Here is a 15,118-nt window from a genome sequence, read left to right on the forward strand (position 1 = left end):
TATAAGAATTAAGAAAGCAGCTTTGCTCTTTTCACCAAAATCTCCGCAATTCGCTCGGCAGCGTGGCCGTCCCAAAGCGGCGGAATAACACCTTTCTTGGCCCGACCTTCGAGGGTTTCAATTACCTTTTCGTGCACAGTCACGGGGTTCAAATCGGCCAACAATTGATTGGTTCCGAGTTCGACCGTCACGGGGCGCTCCGTACTATCGCGGAAGGTCAGGCAAGGCACCTGCAAATAGGTCGTTTCTTCCTGAATACCGCCCGAATCGGTGATGACCAAAGCAGCGTTTTCCATCAAATTTAAAAACTCCAAATAGCCCTGCGGCTCGGTCAAAATCAGGCCCTCAATCGTGTCTAATTTTGCTTTTAAGCCAAATTTCTCAATGTTATTTTTGGTCCGGGGGTGAATCGGAAACAGTACTTTTTTGTACGGCGTCGTGTTTTCAATAATCTGCAAAATACTCGTCAGCCCTTCGGCGGTATCGACATTGGCGGGGCGGTGCATGGTCATAAGCACAAAATCATCTTTGGCTACGCCCAATGAAGGCATAATGTCCAGAAGGCCAGCTTTCTGACGATAATACACCAGCGAGTCAATCATGCAATTGCCCACCATAAATACTTTTTCGTCGGGCACGCCTTCGTGTTTGAGGTTGTCAATTCCTGATTGCTCGGTTACAAACAGATAATCCGAAATACTGTCGGTCAAAATACGGTTGATTTCTTCGGGCATCCGGCGGTCGCCGCTCCGCAATCCCGCTTCAACGTGCGCGATTGGAATGTGCATTTTGGTGGCTACCAACGCACAGGCAATGGTGGAGGTAACGTCGCCCACCACCAACACCAAGTCAGGCTGCTCAGCTTCTACCACCTTTTCAAACTCCAACATGATTTTGGCCGTTTGTTGGGTGTGCGAGCCGCCGCCGATTCCCAGAAAATAATCGGGCTTGGGCAATTCGAGTTGGTTAAAAAATACGTCCGACATCTTGGCGTCGTAATGCTGCCCCGTATGAACGATTTTTGATTCAACCTCGCTTTTTCGCTGAAAAGCACGATGCAGCGGCGCTACTTTCATAAAATTAGGCCGTGCGCCTACAATGTTAAGAATCTTCATTTCTTGGTTACGAATTCAAATACGTTACGATACCCTTCGATAACGGTTTGTATATTTATTTCCTCTTTAATAATCTCTAATGAACGTTGGCCAAAGGCCCGAACCCGCTCAGGATTTGCCAACAACAAGTCCAAAACTCGTGCCAAATCAGCGGCGTTGCCGTTGCTGAAATAATAACCGTTGGTTCCTTCGCGTACCAAGCGTTTTTCGGTGCCGTCGGCCACCGAGCACACCACCGGTTTGGCAAAACACATGGCATCGTTGATAGACAGGCCGCCCATACCGCCCAGCACATACACCGCTGACTCGTGCAAATATTGCCCCAAATCTACTGAATTGTATACTCCTCCCACAAAACGCACAGCTTCTGCCAGTCCTGCCTCTGCCGCCTGTATTTTCAGTTTTTCCAGCTCTGGCCCAAAGCCTACCACCACCAACTCAATGTCGGGATAGGTCGGTTGTAGTTTTTTTACGGCTTCGATAATCAAATCCACGCGTTTCCACTGCACCAAGCGCCCCACGTGAATCAGGCGGTGGGGATTGGTCGGCAAGATAGAAGGTCGTTTCTTAACCGTTTCAAACGCCGCCAATAGTTCGTCGGTATCGGGGGAGTTGGAAATGACAAATATCTTCTCTGATGGCACACCGTAGCTACCAATGATTTCGTGGGCTTCGTCGATGTAGTTGATGTGGGCATCGGCCAAAGGCAAATTCAAACGGCGCAGTAAGGAAGCAATCCAAAAAAGAATATAGCCAATCCAAGTTTTGTTAGAATCCTGAAAATTTTCGGAAAGAAACTGAGGAGAGAAATAGAACTCTTTGACCCGCCCCCAAATGGCGTAGTTGAAGGGAATATCCCGAGCGATGAGCTTGGCCCCCAACCCCCGCAACCGCCAATAAAAGAACGGATTCAGGGTGAGGTAGAGAAAATACGGCCAAGTAGTAATCACCACAATATCAGGACGAAAGGCTTTGAGCGTGGGCAATAAATCCTTAAAAAAAGGTTTGCCATACCAAGCACGGTATTCTTCCAACTCAACCACCCGAAACAGCGCATTGTCGGTTTCCTCCTTCACGGCCGCCCCCGTTGCTTTCCCTTTTTGGGCGGGTTTTATCATCAAAATCTCGTACCCCGTTCCCGCCACAATCTTGTTCAGGATGAGCTTAAAGTAGTGGGGCAAAGCGGGCATTACAAAACAAACACGCATCTCGTTCTGAATTAGAATAACGCCGACGAGCTAGGTTAAAAAAATCCCGTCGGCGTTATTTTGGAGGCGCAAATGTACAAATTTCTAGTTAGGCTTCAGCGTCCAAGTTCGGTCGGCTACTTGCTTAATTTTATCTTTGGAAAAATATACGGGGAAATAACCGTCTTTGGCCCATAATTCAAACAAATCGGCATAATGCGGATCGTCGGGGTTGGCCGATTGACCGGGGCTGTTGATTCCCAAGGTTTTGTCCCAGTTTTCGGTATCTACCAAAATCCGAAACGAAGCGCCATGCTCCTGATTGAGGTTATTGCCCGTGTTGCCCACCACTTCGCCGTAGCCGCCGCGCGGCAAAGGGCCGAGGTTAATTTTGGCACGTTGCTCCTCACCCACCCACTCGCTGAGCGCGTGCGTGAGCTTGATGTGTTTGTTTTTGGCTTGTCCGTACTGCCATTGGTTCATGTCATTGCCCAACCGTGCAGTGAGTGCTTGAATCGCTTTATCTAAACTATTCACCAACAACTCATTACGCGCTTGAATGGGATCTATACCAAACTCAGGACGGGGCGTAATGACCCAATCTACGAGCCGTTTGGTGGGCAACGTTTTAAAATAGGTCTGAATATTTTGGGGAACGGTCAGTTGATAAACGGCCTTTTTTAATTCCGTTTCCCATTGTACGTAAATGGCCGCCGCCGTCGAATTGGGCTTTAGTTGATAATCCCACGCCTGCAAAAGCGCTTGGGATTTCGCCACTTCGTTGCTTTCTTTGGCCGCATTGGTATTGAGCGCATTGATTAAAACAGGCACCAGCGTTCGGGCCGTTCCAGAGAGATAATCGGTTTGCAAGGTCGCGAAATCCTGCAACGACATACGCTTCCCAGCGTTCAGCACTTCTTCGATGCGATGCGCCCGCACGGGGTTGGCCCACGTCCAGCCAATGGCGTTGCGGTTGGGAAAATCAACGGGTGTCATGTTGTTGTTGGCCGTGACCACGTAGCCTTCGGTGGGGTCTTTTTTGTTGGGCAACAGCTGAATGGGTAAATAACCCGCCCACTCGTAACGGCCATCACCGGGCACGGGCACAAGCCCCGTCCAGTTTTTGCGAATGGGCGAAATCCCCACTGCCTGCCAGCCGATGTGGCCGTTTTTGTCGGCATAAATCATGTTTTCGCCCGGAATACGGCTAAAACTGCACGCCGTCCGAAACTCTTCCCAAGTACGCGCTTGGTTCATGCGCAAACTCGCCAAATAGGGTGCACAACCCACCTCCAGCCAACCCGCCCGAACGGCGTACAGTTTGTTTTTGGCCCCCTCTTCAAACACCACCGGCCCGTGGCGGGTGTACTTGAGCGTTATCACCTCAGGCGAACCGTTGGCTACTTTAATCGTGTCTTTCAGAATTTTAAGGTTTTCCCATTTCCCTTGGTATTTGTACTGATTCGGATTTTGGGGATTGGTTTCGTAGACGTACAGGTCTTCGTTGTCGGTTTCAAAAATGGTCAATCCCCACGAAGCCACTTCGTTATGGCCAATCGACACGCCTGGCAAGGAGGGTTCGCCCGCCCCCACGACGTTCCAGCCTGGGGCGTGCAAATGTACCCAATACCGCAACGACGGCACCGATTGCGCCCGGTGCGGGTCATTGGCCAGCATCGGATAGCCGCTTTGGGCGCGGTGGCCGCTGATAATCCAGTTGTTGGAGCCAACGTTGGCTTTTTCTTCTTCGTACCAACTGTCAAAATCAAACGCAGGCGTGTGACTCGCTTTTTTATCGTCTTTAACAAATTTCAACGGCGCACGAAAGGCTTCGTACAATTCGAGAATGGGTTGGAAAAGGTCTTCGTCCTGCACGAGTCTATCCAAAGTCAAATCGGGTTCGTTGGCGGTTTTGGCGGGGTGAAACCACTGCAAATCACGCAGCTTTTCGGCACCCACCAACTGCACAATTCGGGCATTGTTGAGTTCGTCTTTGACGTTGCTCAGCAACCCCTGATGCCGACTGATGACGATTTCGGGCGTCCAGTAGTCGGGCAGGGTGTTTAGGACTTTAAATTCAAACGGAAGTTTTTCGGGCGTTTGGCGCATCTCACGAATGTAGGCGTTGATTCCCTCCACAAAAGCATTGATGATGAGCGCACTGCGGGGATGGTAATGTGCCAACTCAGCCGTAAGATTGCCCCTAAATTTAAACAATCGACTGCCCATGTCGCGTTTCAATTCTTTTTTTCCGAGGAGTTCGGCCACCGTTCCTGTGGCTTGTCGCCGCCAGATTTCGAGTTGAAACAGGCGGTCGGAAGCGGCCACGTAGCCCTGCGCCATAAACAGGTCATGGTCGTTTTGGGCGTAAATGTGGGAGATTCCCCAGCCGTCGCGGATAACCTCGACGGGTTGTTGGAGACCTTTGATGGTGAGGGTTTGGGCGCAGGAAGCCGTGCAACGCACAAACAACCCCACCGCAAGCAGCAGTATAAATGGTTTCAAGGGATAGAGTTAGGTTAATGAAACCTAATGTTAGTAAAATTTGGAAGATTTCTCAAGAAAAAGCGACGAAACAGTTTTGGTGAGTGACTATTTGGGCAGAATGTGTTCTAAAGAGCATATTGTCACTAAATTTATTTCAATATGAGAGGACTTAACCGCGTAACTTTAATTGGGAACCTTGGAAATGTACCTGAATATCAGGTCTTAGAAGGTGGCGTAAGCGTAGCTAAGTTTTCGCTGGCAACCAACGAAACTTTCAAAGACAAAAATGGGAAAACACGTACGGAAACCGAATGGCACAGCATCGTTTTGTGGCGTAGTTTGGCCGAGTTGGCACGTGATTATCTACAAAAAGGGAGTTTGGTCTACATTGAAGGAAAAATCAAAACACGTAATTATGAAAATAAAGACGGCAGCAAAAGGTACGTCACCGAGATCATTGCCGAGCAGTTGATTATGTTGGATAAACGATCAGAATCCGATGAGTAATCCCACCCAACTCCCTACTGACTGGCGATTTGAATTGACAGAACACGAAGGCAAATCCGTGATTTTGATTAAGTTTGAATACCAGCCTGAGTACAACCGCCTCGTTCGCAGCATAACAGGTACACGCTGGAGCCGTACTCAAAAAGCTTGGTATGTAATCGATACGCCCATGTACCGCCAACGATTTGGCCTCAAAACCGAACCGGTGGGCAAAGAAGTGCTATTACACATTCACCCAATAAATCAACCCGCTTTATATACTTTCATCGAAACCTTAAAGTTGAAGGCATACAGCCAAAGTACCATTACTACGTATCGAAACGAGTTTGCTCAATTGTTGTATGCCCTTAAAGACAAGCCCGTTGAAGATTTGGATATCGCTCGGCTCCGAAGTTATTTTTTGTATTGCCTTGAAACCCTGAAACTCTCAGAAAACACCCTACATAGTCGCATCAACGCTGTAAAGTTTTATTATGAGCAGGTACTGCATCGAGAGAAATTCTTTTTTGAAATACCTCGCCCCAAAAAACCCTCTATTTTGCCCAAAGTTATCAATGCACAGGACATAAAAAAGCTTTTTACCGTTACGACAAACCTCAAACACAACACCATGCTCAAACTCTGCTATGGTATGGGACTGCGTGTAAGCGAAATTGTTAACCTCAAAATTACCGACATAGACAGTAAAAACGGACAGGTTTTAATAGCGCGAGCCAAGGGTAAAAAAGATCGTTATGTAAATCTGCCAGAAAGTATTCTGCTCCAACTGCGGGAGTATTATAAAGCTTATAAACCCAAAAAATATCTCTTTGAGGGACAATACGGTGACCAATATAGTAAGCGCAGTGCCCAGCAGGTGTTTAAAGCTGCACTCAAGAAAGCAGCTATCAACAAAGACGTGGGTATTCACGGCCTAAGGCACAGCTTTGCGACCCATTTGCTGGAGGCGGGGACAGATGTAAAGTTTATCCAAGAGTTACTGGGTCACAACGACATCAAGACCACGCTCATCTACACACATGTAAGTCAAAAAGATATTAAGAAGATCAAAAGTCCATTGGATAGCCTCTAAAAGAGGCGGGTATTTAAACAATACAAAACACGCAATGCGTATCTTGTATTGTTTAAATAATGGATGGTTACAATATGCGCGATGCGCATATTGTATTGTCCAAAGCTTACGCCTAGAGAAAAATGCAAAAAAATTACACATAATATGTTGAATATCAGTACATTAAAAATACAAGTCTCAAAGTTTGCATTTAATAACGGAAGCTTTTACTTTGCAGTTAAAATGCATAAAACATGCGTCAATTAGCGAGTTATAGCCAATGGTAAAAAACACAGACAACATTCATAATTTGCAACTTTGATGAATAATAAACCAAAAATAAAGACAAGTTTCACTACAAGAATCAAGACAAGATTTATTAAATTGGCAAAGGAAAATTCAAGTGTAAATGAAATAGCTACAGGGGCGGCATTGGGAGCTTTTACAGGTGTTTTCCCATCATTTGGTTTTGGATTTTTAACGGTACTTCTATTACATAGGTTTTTTAAATTCAATATTTTTGCAGCAGCAACAGGTAGTTTAATTTCTAATCCTCTAACAAGTCCACTGTTTATGCTGTTAAGTTTTGAAACTGGAGAGTTGCTACTTAACACAGATGTTCGTTTTGACATGCATAATTGGTCTGCAAATTTAAAAGAAGCTGGCTATTCGATTTTTATAGGTGCAATAGCAGTAAGTAGTTTCTGTAGCTTTGCAACATATTTTATTACAAAATATATTGTAATTTATATTAGAAATAGGCAGAGCAATAGTTCTGAGAATTATTGACCAATAGGAAAAGACTAGAAAGAGTAAAACACACATTTAAAAAAAATAAAAATGAAACTACTAGTAACGACCGATTTTTCGGTAAATTCAAAAGGAGCAATTAGGTTTGCTCAAATGCTAGCAAAGCAATCAAATGAAATAGAAGCAACATTCTACCACACTGTACATTTTTTAAAGCCAACTAAATGGAGTGATATTTTCTATAAAACATTTAAACAAGAAGAAATAGAAAGACTTACTGCTGAGCTTAAAAAGTTTGTTTATTCAACAATTGGAGAAGATAAAAATAAGTTTGCCAATATTAAGTTTGTTATTGACTCTGCTATCTCAACCGAGAAAGACATTATAAGATATGCCGAAAAAAACAAAATGGATTTTATTTGTATCGCAACACAAGGTGCTGGTGTATTGAGAAAGATAATGGGTACTCATACATCCTACATTGTAAATAATTCTAAAACTCCCGTTTTGGTTATTCCTAGTCATTATCGTGCTAAAGTATTAAAAAAAGTAACTTACTTATCAGATTTTGAAAACCTAAAGAAAGAAATAGATAAGGTTTCCAAATTTTCGGGTACTGTAAAATGCGGTTTAGATGTATTGCATTACTCATCTATTATTTTTGACAAAAATAAATTTGAACGCAATAAAAGTTTATTTAGTACAGAGGAATATAAAAACATTAAACTAAACATTGTAAAAAATAATCTGGAATTATCTCTTGTAGACAGAATCTCTCAGTTTATTTCTAAATCGAAACCTGAACTTTTAATCATGTTTACAAAAAGAGAAAAGAGTTTTTTTGAGACAATTTTTCTGCCGAGTAAATCTGCTGAACTTACCTATACCACTAAAATACCAGTATTGATATATTCCAAATGAAATCGGCTAAAGGTAACTTTGTTGTAAATATTTTTCGAAAAGCAAAGATTAGCTTTTTAAAAATATACTATGCAAGAGGGAGTGCTCATGAAATTGCATTAGGAGCAGCAATTGGAGCGTTTTGGGGTGTATTCCCAACCTTTGGGTTAAGTACAGTTTTATCTCTACTATTATACAAAATCTTTCGTTTTAACATAGTAGCCGCAATATCAGGTGCATTTATTTCTAATCCTTTAACAAGTCCTTTTTTATTGATGATAAGCTATAAAGTTGGAAGCTATTTTATTAAAACTGATATTCAATTTGATTATGACAATTGGTATAAAAATTTACCCCAAATGGGATATGTTTTAATTATTGGTTCTACCATAGTTAGTTCAGTAATGGGATTATTTGTTTATTATATCACTAAATATACTGTTGAGCGCAGGCGTAACCTAAAAGCTAACAACCCAATTCAAAAGACAAAATGAATCATCACATATTATCTGTTCATGAAACCCAACAATTGCTTAACACAAGCAAAAATGGTTTGCATCAATCTGATGCCGAAGAACGGTTGCTTGAAAATGGAAGGAATGAATTAGTTGAAAAAAAGAAAAACCCTTTTTGGATTCTTATGTTAAATCAATTTAAAGATTTAATGATAGTGATTCTTCTCGTTGCAGCCGGAATATCAATCGCAATCGGAGATGTCAAGGATGCAGTACTGATAATAAGCATCGTATTAATGAATGCACTCATTGGTTTTATTCAAGAATACAAAGCTGAAAAGGCAATGGCTGCATTAAAAAAGATGTCTGCTTTAAACTCTTTGGTTCGAAGGAATGGTAAGCTTATTGAAATAGCAACATCGGAATTAGTAATTGGTGATATTGTTGTTTTAGAGACTGGCGACATTGTTCCTGCAGACATTCGACTTACTGAAACACATTCGCTTAAATTAGAAGAATCTTCTCTTACTGGCGAATCTTATGCCATAGATAAACAAACCCATCAACTCCATTTGGAAAACCTACCCATTGGCGACAGAAGTAATATGGCATTCAAAAGCACCATCGTTTCTTATGGACGAGGCGAAGGCATTGTAGTCGCAACGGGAATGAATACCGAAATAGGACGTATTGCTGCACTCTTACAGGAAAAAGAAAATCTAACTCCTCTTCAAATTAAGCTAGCAAATTTCACTAAAAGATTATCTTTAATTATATTGATTATTTGTGCTATAGTGTATGTTTTGGGTTTACTAAGAGGCGAGGATTCTATAAAGATGCTGTTCATAACAATTTCTGTAGCGGTTGCAGCAATACCCGAAGCATTACCAGCTATTATCACAATCTCATTGGCCATCGGTGCTAAACGATTGGTAAAAAAGAATGCACTCATTCGCAGACTTCCTTCGGTTGAAACTTTAGGTTCAATTACCTATATCTGTTCAGATAAAACAGGTACAATTACCCAAAATAAAATGACGGTTACTGACATCTGGCAACCAAATGAAATAGTATCCTATCAAAACTTCAAAGAAGAAGAGTTGTTATTGTTTGCAATGGAACTAAACCATGATGTTTCTGTAGATGAATTGAATAAATTTAATGGAGATCCAACAGAAATTGCTTTAGTAACATACACCCGAAAACAAAAGCACTACAACGAATCATGGCGAGAAAATAAACGAGTTAATGAATTACCCTTTGACTCTGAAAGAAAACGAATGACAACCGTTTACGAATACAATGGTAAATATATAGCTATTACAAAAGGTGCTGTAGAATCGGTATTAAAATGTTGTACAACACAAGACGATACCGAAATTTTAAAAGTCGTTAATACATTTGCACAACAAGGTAAACGAGTTTTGTCTTACGCTTATTCAATATTGGATAAATTACCTGAAAAAAGTACCATCCAAAACACAGAACAGAATCTTAACTTCATTGGCATAGTTGCTATGATAGACCCTCCGAGAGAGGAAGCCAAACAAGCAATTGCCGATTGCCATTCAGCAGGCATTACACCAGTAATGATAACAGGTGATCATCCTATAACAGCTCACGCAATTGCATTAGAAACGGGTATTATTTACAAAAAAACAGATAAAGTAATTACGGGTGCAGTATTAGAGAGCTATTCTGATGAAGAGTTTGAAAAGGAAGTTGAATACATAAAAGTTTATGCCCGAGTATCGCCTGAGCAAAAATTAGAAATTGTAAAAATGTTACAAAAGAAAAATAATTTTGTAGCGATGACGGGAGACGGTGTAAATGATGCTCCTGCTTTGCGAAGAGCTGATATTGGTGTTGCTATGGGTATTACAGGAACTGATGTAAGCAAAGAAGCTGCCCAAATGATTTTACTGGATGATAATTTTGCTACCATCATTAAGGCAGTAAAAGAAGGTAGGAGAATTTATGATAACATCAGAAAATTTATAAAATATACACTTACGAGTAAGGGTGGTTTAATTTCTATTATCCTTTTAGCACCACTTGTCGGAATGCCCATTCCACTTATACCAATACAAATTTTATGGATTAACTTGGTAACAGATGGACTACCAGGATTAGCCTATGCAGCTGAACCTGCTGAAGAAAACATTTTACAACGACCACCTCGAAGGACAGATGAAACCATATTCACAAAGAGTTTAGGTTTCCATATTTTTTGGGTAGGTTTATTAATGGCAACCATTTGTTTATCTATACAAGCATGGGCGATTCATATTGGGAACGATAAGTGGCCAACTATGGTCTTTACAGTATTATGTATAAGCCAAATGGGGCAAGCCATGGCTATTAGAAGCGACATAAAATCACTATTTCAACAGGGAGTTTTTACCAATAAACAACTGGTTGGTGCTGTTCTACTAACCTTTGCTTTGCAAATGGCAGTAATTTATGTTCCTTTCTTACAGGACATTTTCATTACAAAATCTTTGACCGTTATTGAACTATTAATCTGTATAGGACTATCAAGTATTGTTTTCTGGATAGTAGAAGTAGAAAAATGGATTAAACGGAGAAGTCTAAACATCTCAAGGTCTAAGAAATAATCATGACACTAAAACTCAATACTGACAATGGTTTGCAAGGATGGTGGACAAGAACCACTGGCTATAACACGGGTTTGGCAAAAGTGGCGGTTCAGTGCTCCGCAGACACATTTGTGGTTAATCAAAGTTTGGTTCTCCGCATCAACATTTGTGGTGATAATCGCCACCTTCGCCAAGCCCGAAAACGTTGGTGGCAAGCGTAAAAACCACATACTTAATCAAGCAAGAATGACAATGAAAAGAAATTATCTATATTTAGTTAGCATATTTTTTGTACTTTTTTCCAATGACATTTTGGGACAACAGAACTTGTTCAACATCCCATCTGGAGATATAACGAACTCCAAAAAAATATTCTATCAACATCAACTTAATCTTTATTCTGATAAATTAGAATCCAAGGCTCATTTAGTTTATGGACTTGGGAAAGGTTGGGATGCTGGTATTAATTTAGTTGGCAAAGGATTTTATTTTTCCCCTGAATGGAGGGCTTTACTTAACGATGACCCAAATAAAGGTGCTTTATATCCAATTTTAATGGGGACTCTCCAAAAACAATTCAAAATAAATGAACACTTCGCCATTAATGTTGGTGGACAAGGTGGTTATAATTTAAGTAATAAACTTGCCAATAAAGAAATAAACTATTATCTGTACGGCATTGGGATATACTATTTTATGAAAGGTAAAAGTAGAATTGTTGGTGGACTATATCAAACTAATCGAATGTTTGTCGGAAACGGTAGCACTTTTGGTGCACAACTTGGCTATGAAATTAATCTTTCAAAACGTTGGTACTTGATGGGGGACTGGATAAGTGGAAACAATGATTCATCTGTTGGTGTATTTGGCGGAATGTATAATTTAACCAAACGAGTACAACTGTGTGCAGGCTTATTAGTTCCAAATCCTAATACACCAAAACCTATGGGAATTGTTTTGGAATTAAATTTGTTAGGTTGGGACGCATTTTAAAGTCAAATCAAACGCCAGCCACCAACAAGGTATTGCCAAAAGCGGGGCTAAAGTACTTCTATGAAACATTTGTGCAAGGTTCAACAGCAGTAATTCTATTGAACTTTTGTGCTAAAACTCCCCGCCTTCGGCAATACCCGAACCGCCGTTGGCTGTCATTGTAAAACGACACCGTAAAGAAATAAATTAACGACAAAAATGGACAACAAACAAATAGAAGAAATTTACAATCAAACTTTTGGTGGTTTGACACTTTTTTACAGGGACACAACACTTTCAGAAAATTTGATTTCAAAATATCAAGTTGGACAGATTTTGACTGAACGAGGATTTACTGATATGACATACAAAGGTGGCGGACTTTCGACAAATTTTCGCTACTTAATAGCTTCGGCAAACGGAAAGGACTTATCAGCATTTAATCCAAATTCTGCACAGTTCGGACACATTGTTTTATCGTCGAACGCATTTTTTAAAGTCTTGGACATTTATAAAATTGGCGACAAGACACAAGTTTTCCTTTTAGAAATTCCAGCAAATGCAATTGACTTTTTTGCAAGTGCTACTTCTAACATTGAAGAAGATATAATCAAAAAAGCAAGAGATAGTTTTGACAACAAAATAGATACAGACCCAATTCCCGAACTTCAATCAGAAGAATGGAAACAAAGAACAGAGTTTCCAATTGGTATGTCGGACAAAGGAGAATTGTTTTATCAATCAGAAAATAAAAACCAAGTTTCGTCTGACAATATAAATCAAAAGCAAGACAAAATTGAAACTAAAACTCATATCGAACAAGAAAAACCTTGGTGGAAATTTTGGTAACGAATGGAAATGATTAAAAACAACGAACAGCCAATAACTAAGGTTTCGTTTTGTGCGAAGCACATGAAATGAAACCGCTGTTGAACGGAACCTTCGGTGGCGGTGAGTGCTCACCAAACCCTTTTCTTTTGTTATGGAGTTATCGTCGAGCTGGCAACTATTTTCAGAGCAGGTTTTAGACCTGCTTTGTGCTTTTAAGGCTGTTTATGCACCATTTTTATGTTTTTTTTTGATGTTAGAGCATAAATTCCCCTACCCATCCCGTTAGCTAACGGGATCACTGCTTTCACTTTGGCAAACGCCCATGTATTCAGCAGGGAGACCACGTCCATCGAAAGTAGCTATGGTGACCAAATTCCCTTCGCCACAACAATGACATTTTCTAAGCAGCGTTTTAGGTGCGGATGCCTCTGCCGGCTTTAGCTTAAAATGCTCCCGCAACTTCTTGAACTTTGCACGCTTCCACGTACTGCTCAAAAACCCAAAATGCCGTATTCTGACAAAGCGTTTGGGTAGTATATGTTGAGCAAAACGACAGGTAAACTCCTGATGGCTCAATGTCATGCTTTTTTTGAGGCCATTTTGACGGTAATCTTTGTAGGAAAAACTAACGTTTTCTGCATCCACCTGCTCTATGCGATGGTTGCTAATAGTAACCTTCTGCGCATAAGGCCCGCATCGGCGGGCCAAATTAGCCCTAAATTGGGCTTTTGTGCTTTCTAACTCACTTCTTCAATACCCATACGTTAACCCAGCCAATCCTAACTGTCTGACATCTCCGATAAGACAAAAGACGCTACTTCTCCATTATTCCCTAAAAACACTAAATTTTTATTGTTTATCAATAAAAATTTATTACGTTTGCAGCATAAAACAATCTCTTAAAATCATCATGAAAAGAATTTCAGCCGTATTTCTTCAGGCAGTCATCGTGCTTATCGGCATTGTGGCACTTGTCATTTTGCTTTGGTTCCCTTCTACTGAGGGAAGAGCCGCAAACTTAGACTTGTTCAGCATTTATTCTGACCCGTTTATCTTGTATGGATACGCAACGTCAATCGCTTTTTTTGTTGCACTGTACAAGACGTTCAAATTACTCGGATACATCGGACAAAATAAAGTTTTCTCTTCAAACGCCGTTAAGACTTTAAAGAGTATTAAGTATTGTGCTATCGTAGTGGGTGTTTTAATTGTGTTAGCAGGACTATACATAAGGCTATTTCACCATAAAGAAGACGACCCTGCGGGTTTTCTTGCCATTTGTATCGTCGCTACTTTTGTTTCGGTCGTCTTTACAACTGCTGCGGCAATATTTGAAAAACTCTTGCAAAGTGCCATAGATATGAAATCTGAAAATGACTTAACAATTTAAGCTATGCCCATTATTGTAAACTTAGACGTGATGATGGCAAAGCGAAAAATTTCGTTGAATGAGCTTTCTGAAAGAGTTGATTTGACATTATCTAACCTTTCTATCTTAAAGACAGGGAAGGCAAAAGCAATACGCTTTAGCACCTTGGAGGCAATTTGTAAAGCATTAGACTGCCAACCAAGTGATATTTTGGAATATGTAAATGACGAAACAAACCGCTAAGGTATGACTATAAAGAAAATTCATTATATATCAGGACTGACAATCACGCTTTTTGTAGGGCTTCATTTGTTTAATCATTCGTTGAGCGTTTGGGGCGCTGAAAAGCACATTGAAATGATGAATACTTTGCGATTATTTTATCGTAACCTCTTAGTTGAAACAATTTTATTACTTGCCGTATTTGCTCAAATTGTTTCAGGCCTGAAGCTCTTCAAAACGAACCGAAAAACAGCCGTTTCTTATTTTGAAAAACTTCAAATTTGGACGGGGCTTTACCTGGCCTTTTTTTTCATCATTCATTTAAGCGCCGTTTTGGGTGGGCGGCACGTTCTGCAACTTGACACAAATTTTTATTTTGGAGTAGCGGGCCTGAATGCATTTCCTTTCAACCTCTTTTTTGTTCCGTATTATGGACTGGCAATTCTTTCCTTTTTTGGACATGTTGCTGCGATTCATAACAAAAAAATGAAAAAATCTGTTTTGGGTTTGACCCCAAACCAACAATCTGCCCTCATCTTGGCTTTGGGTTTCATTGTGACAATGTTCATATTTTATGGACTAACGAACCATTTTAACGGCGTAACAATCCCCAAAGAATACGAAGTGCTTATTGGGAAAAGCCTCTAATCGTAGTTGGACAGTATCATTGAA

General features: G+C 40.7%; 16 protein-coding genes. 12 read left to right on the forward strand and 4 right to left on the reverse strand.

Annotation, left to right across the window (positions count from 1 at the left end):
- Nucleotides 1–8 precede the first annotated feature (8 nt).
- The 3 genes from wecB to NCI00_RS22270 all read right to left on the reverse strand — a co-directional run bounded on the left by wecB (nt 9) and on the right by NCI00_RS22270 (nt 4,807).
- Nucleotides 9–1,115, reverse strand: a complete 1,107-nt coding sequence (gene wecB / locus NCI00_RS22260) for a non-hydrolyzing UDP-N-acetylglucosamine 2-epimerase (protein ID WP_253531393.1) — start codon at nt 1,113–1,115, stop codon at nt 9–11.
- Nucleotides 1,112–2,323, reverse strand: coding sequence for a glycosyltransferase family 4 protein (locus NCI00_RS22265; protein WP_253531395.1), 1,212 nt, complete (start codon nt 2,321–2,323; stop codon nt 1,112–1,114). The genes wecB and NCI00_RS22265 overlap by 4 nt, the downstream gene beginning before the upstream one ends.
- An 84-nt stretch (nt 2,324–2,407) precedes the next feature.
- On the reverse strand, nt 2,408–4,807 hold the full coding sequence (locus NCI00_RS22270) for a penicillin acylase family protein (protein ID WP_253531397.1): 2,400 nt from the start codon (nt 4,805–4,807) through the stop codon (nt 2,408–2,410).
- Between the two features lie 141 nt (nt 4,808–4,948).
- On the opposite strand from NCI00_RS22270, the gene NCI00_RS22275 reads away from it, so the two are divergent.
- The 9 genes from NCI00_RS22275 to NCI00_RS22315 all read left to right on the forward strand — a co-directional run bounded on the left by NCI00_RS22275 (nt 4,949) and on the right by NCI00_RS22315 (nt 12,873).
- On the forward strand, nt 4,949–5,296 hold the full coding sequence (locus tag NCI00_RS22275; protein WP_253531398.1) for a single-stranded DNA-binding protein: 348 nt from the start codon (nt 4,949–4,951) through the stop codon (nt 5,294–5,296).
- Nucleotides 5,289–6,368, forward strand: coding sequence for a tyrosine-type recombinase/integrase (locus NCI00_RS22280; RefSeq protein WP_253531399.1), 1,080 nt, complete (start codon nt 5,289–5,291; stop codon nt 6,366–6,368). Before NCI00_RS22275 ends, NCI00_RS22280 begins: the two co-directional genes overlap by 8 nt.
- A gap of 300 nt (nt 6,369–6,668) precedes the next feature.
- Complete coding sequence (locus tag NCI00_RS22285) at nt 6,669–7,136, forward strand: DUF2062 domain-containing protein (protein ID WP_114237619.1); 468 nt, start codon at nt 6,669–6,671, stop codon at nt 7,134–7,136.
- A gap of 51 nt (nt 7,137–7,187) precedes the next feature.
- A complete protein-coding gene (locus tag NCI00_RS22290; protein WP_114237600.1) occupies nt 7,188–8,018 on the forward strand; it encodes a universal stress protein in 831 nt (276 codons plus the stop codon).
- Nucleotides 8,015–8,491: a DUF2062 domain-containing protein gene (locus tag NCI00_RS22295; protein ID WP_114237599.1), complete on the forward strand. Its 477-nt coding sequence runs from the start codon at nt 8,015–8,017 to the stop codon at nt 8,489–8,491. The genes NCI00_RS22290 and NCI00_RS22295 overlap by 4 nt, the downstream gene beginning before the upstream one ends.
- Nucleotides 8,488–11,070 (forward strand): calcium-translocating P-type ATPase, PMCA-type, encoded by a 2,583-nt coding sequence (locus NCI00_RS22300; RefSeq protein ID WP_114237598.1) that lies wholly within the window; start codon nt 8,488–8,490, stop codon nt 11,068–11,070. Before NCI00_RS22295 ends, NCI00_RS22300 begins: the two co-directional genes overlap by 4 nt.
- Before the next feature lie 2 nt (nt 11,071–11,072).
- Entirely contained in the window at nt 11,073–11,273 is a 201-nt protein-coding gene (locus NCI00_RS22305; protein ID WP_253531400.1) for a hypothetical protein, read from the forward strand.
- A gap of 31 nt (nt 11,274–11,304) precedes the next feature.
- Nucleotides 11,305–12,045 (forward strand): hypothetical protein, encoded by a 741-nt coding sequence (locus NCI00_RS22310; RefSeq protein WP_253531401.1) that lies wholly within the window; start codon nt 11,305–11,307, stop codon nt 12,043–12,045.
- Between the two features lie 198 nt (nt 12,046–12,243).
- Entirely contained in the window at nt 12,244–12,873 is a 630-nt protein-coding gene (locus NCI00_RS22315; protein WP_253531402.1) for a hypothetical protein, read from the forward strand.
- A gap of 264 nt (nt 12,874–13,137) precedes the next feature.
- Here the strand turns inward: NCI00_RS22315 and NCI00_RS22320 are convergent, their stop codons facing one another.
- On the reverse strand, nt 13,138–13,563 hold the full coding sequence (locus NCI00_RS22320) for a transposase (protein WP_253531403.1): 426 nt from the start codon (nt 13,561–13,563) through the stop codon (nt 13,138–13,140).
- A gap of 202 nt (nt 13,564–13,765) precedes the next feature.
- Between NCI00_RS22320 and NCI00_RS22325 the strand changes: the two genes are divergently transcribed.
- From NCI00_RS22325 to NCI00_RS22335, 3 genes are read left to right on the forward strand one after another with little or no spacing between them, the layout of a single operon-like run.
- Nucleotides 13,766–14,245, forward strand: coding sequence for a DUF2975 domain-containing protein (locus NCI00_RS22325; RefSeq protein WP_253531404.1), 480 nt, complete (start codon nt 13,766–13,768; stop codon nt 14,243–14,245).
- A 3-nt stretch (nt 14,246–14,248) separates the two neighbouring features.
- Nucleotides 14,249–14,467, forward strand: coding sequence for a helix-turn-helix domain-containing protein (locus NCI00_RS22330; RefSeq protein WP_166560738.1), 219 nt, complete (start codon nt 14,249–14,251; stop codon nt 14,465–14,467).
- A 3-nt stretch (nt 14,468–14,470) separates the two neighbouring features.
- Nucleotides 14,471–15,094 carry a succinate dehydrogenase/fumarate reductase transmembrane subunit gene (locus NCI00_RS22335; protein ID WP_253531405.1) on the forward strand — a complete coding sequence of 208 codons (624 nt, stop codon included), beginning with the start codon at nt 14,471–14,473 and terminating at the stop codon, nt 15,092–15,094.
- Nucleotides 15,095–15,118 lie beyond the last annotated feature (24 nt).

The organism is Runella salmonicolor, assembly GCF_024158025.1.
In the GTDB taxonomy this organism is placed as follows: domain Bacteria; phylum Bacteroidota; class Bacteroidia; order Cytophagales; family Spirosomataceae; genus Runella; species Runella salmonicolor.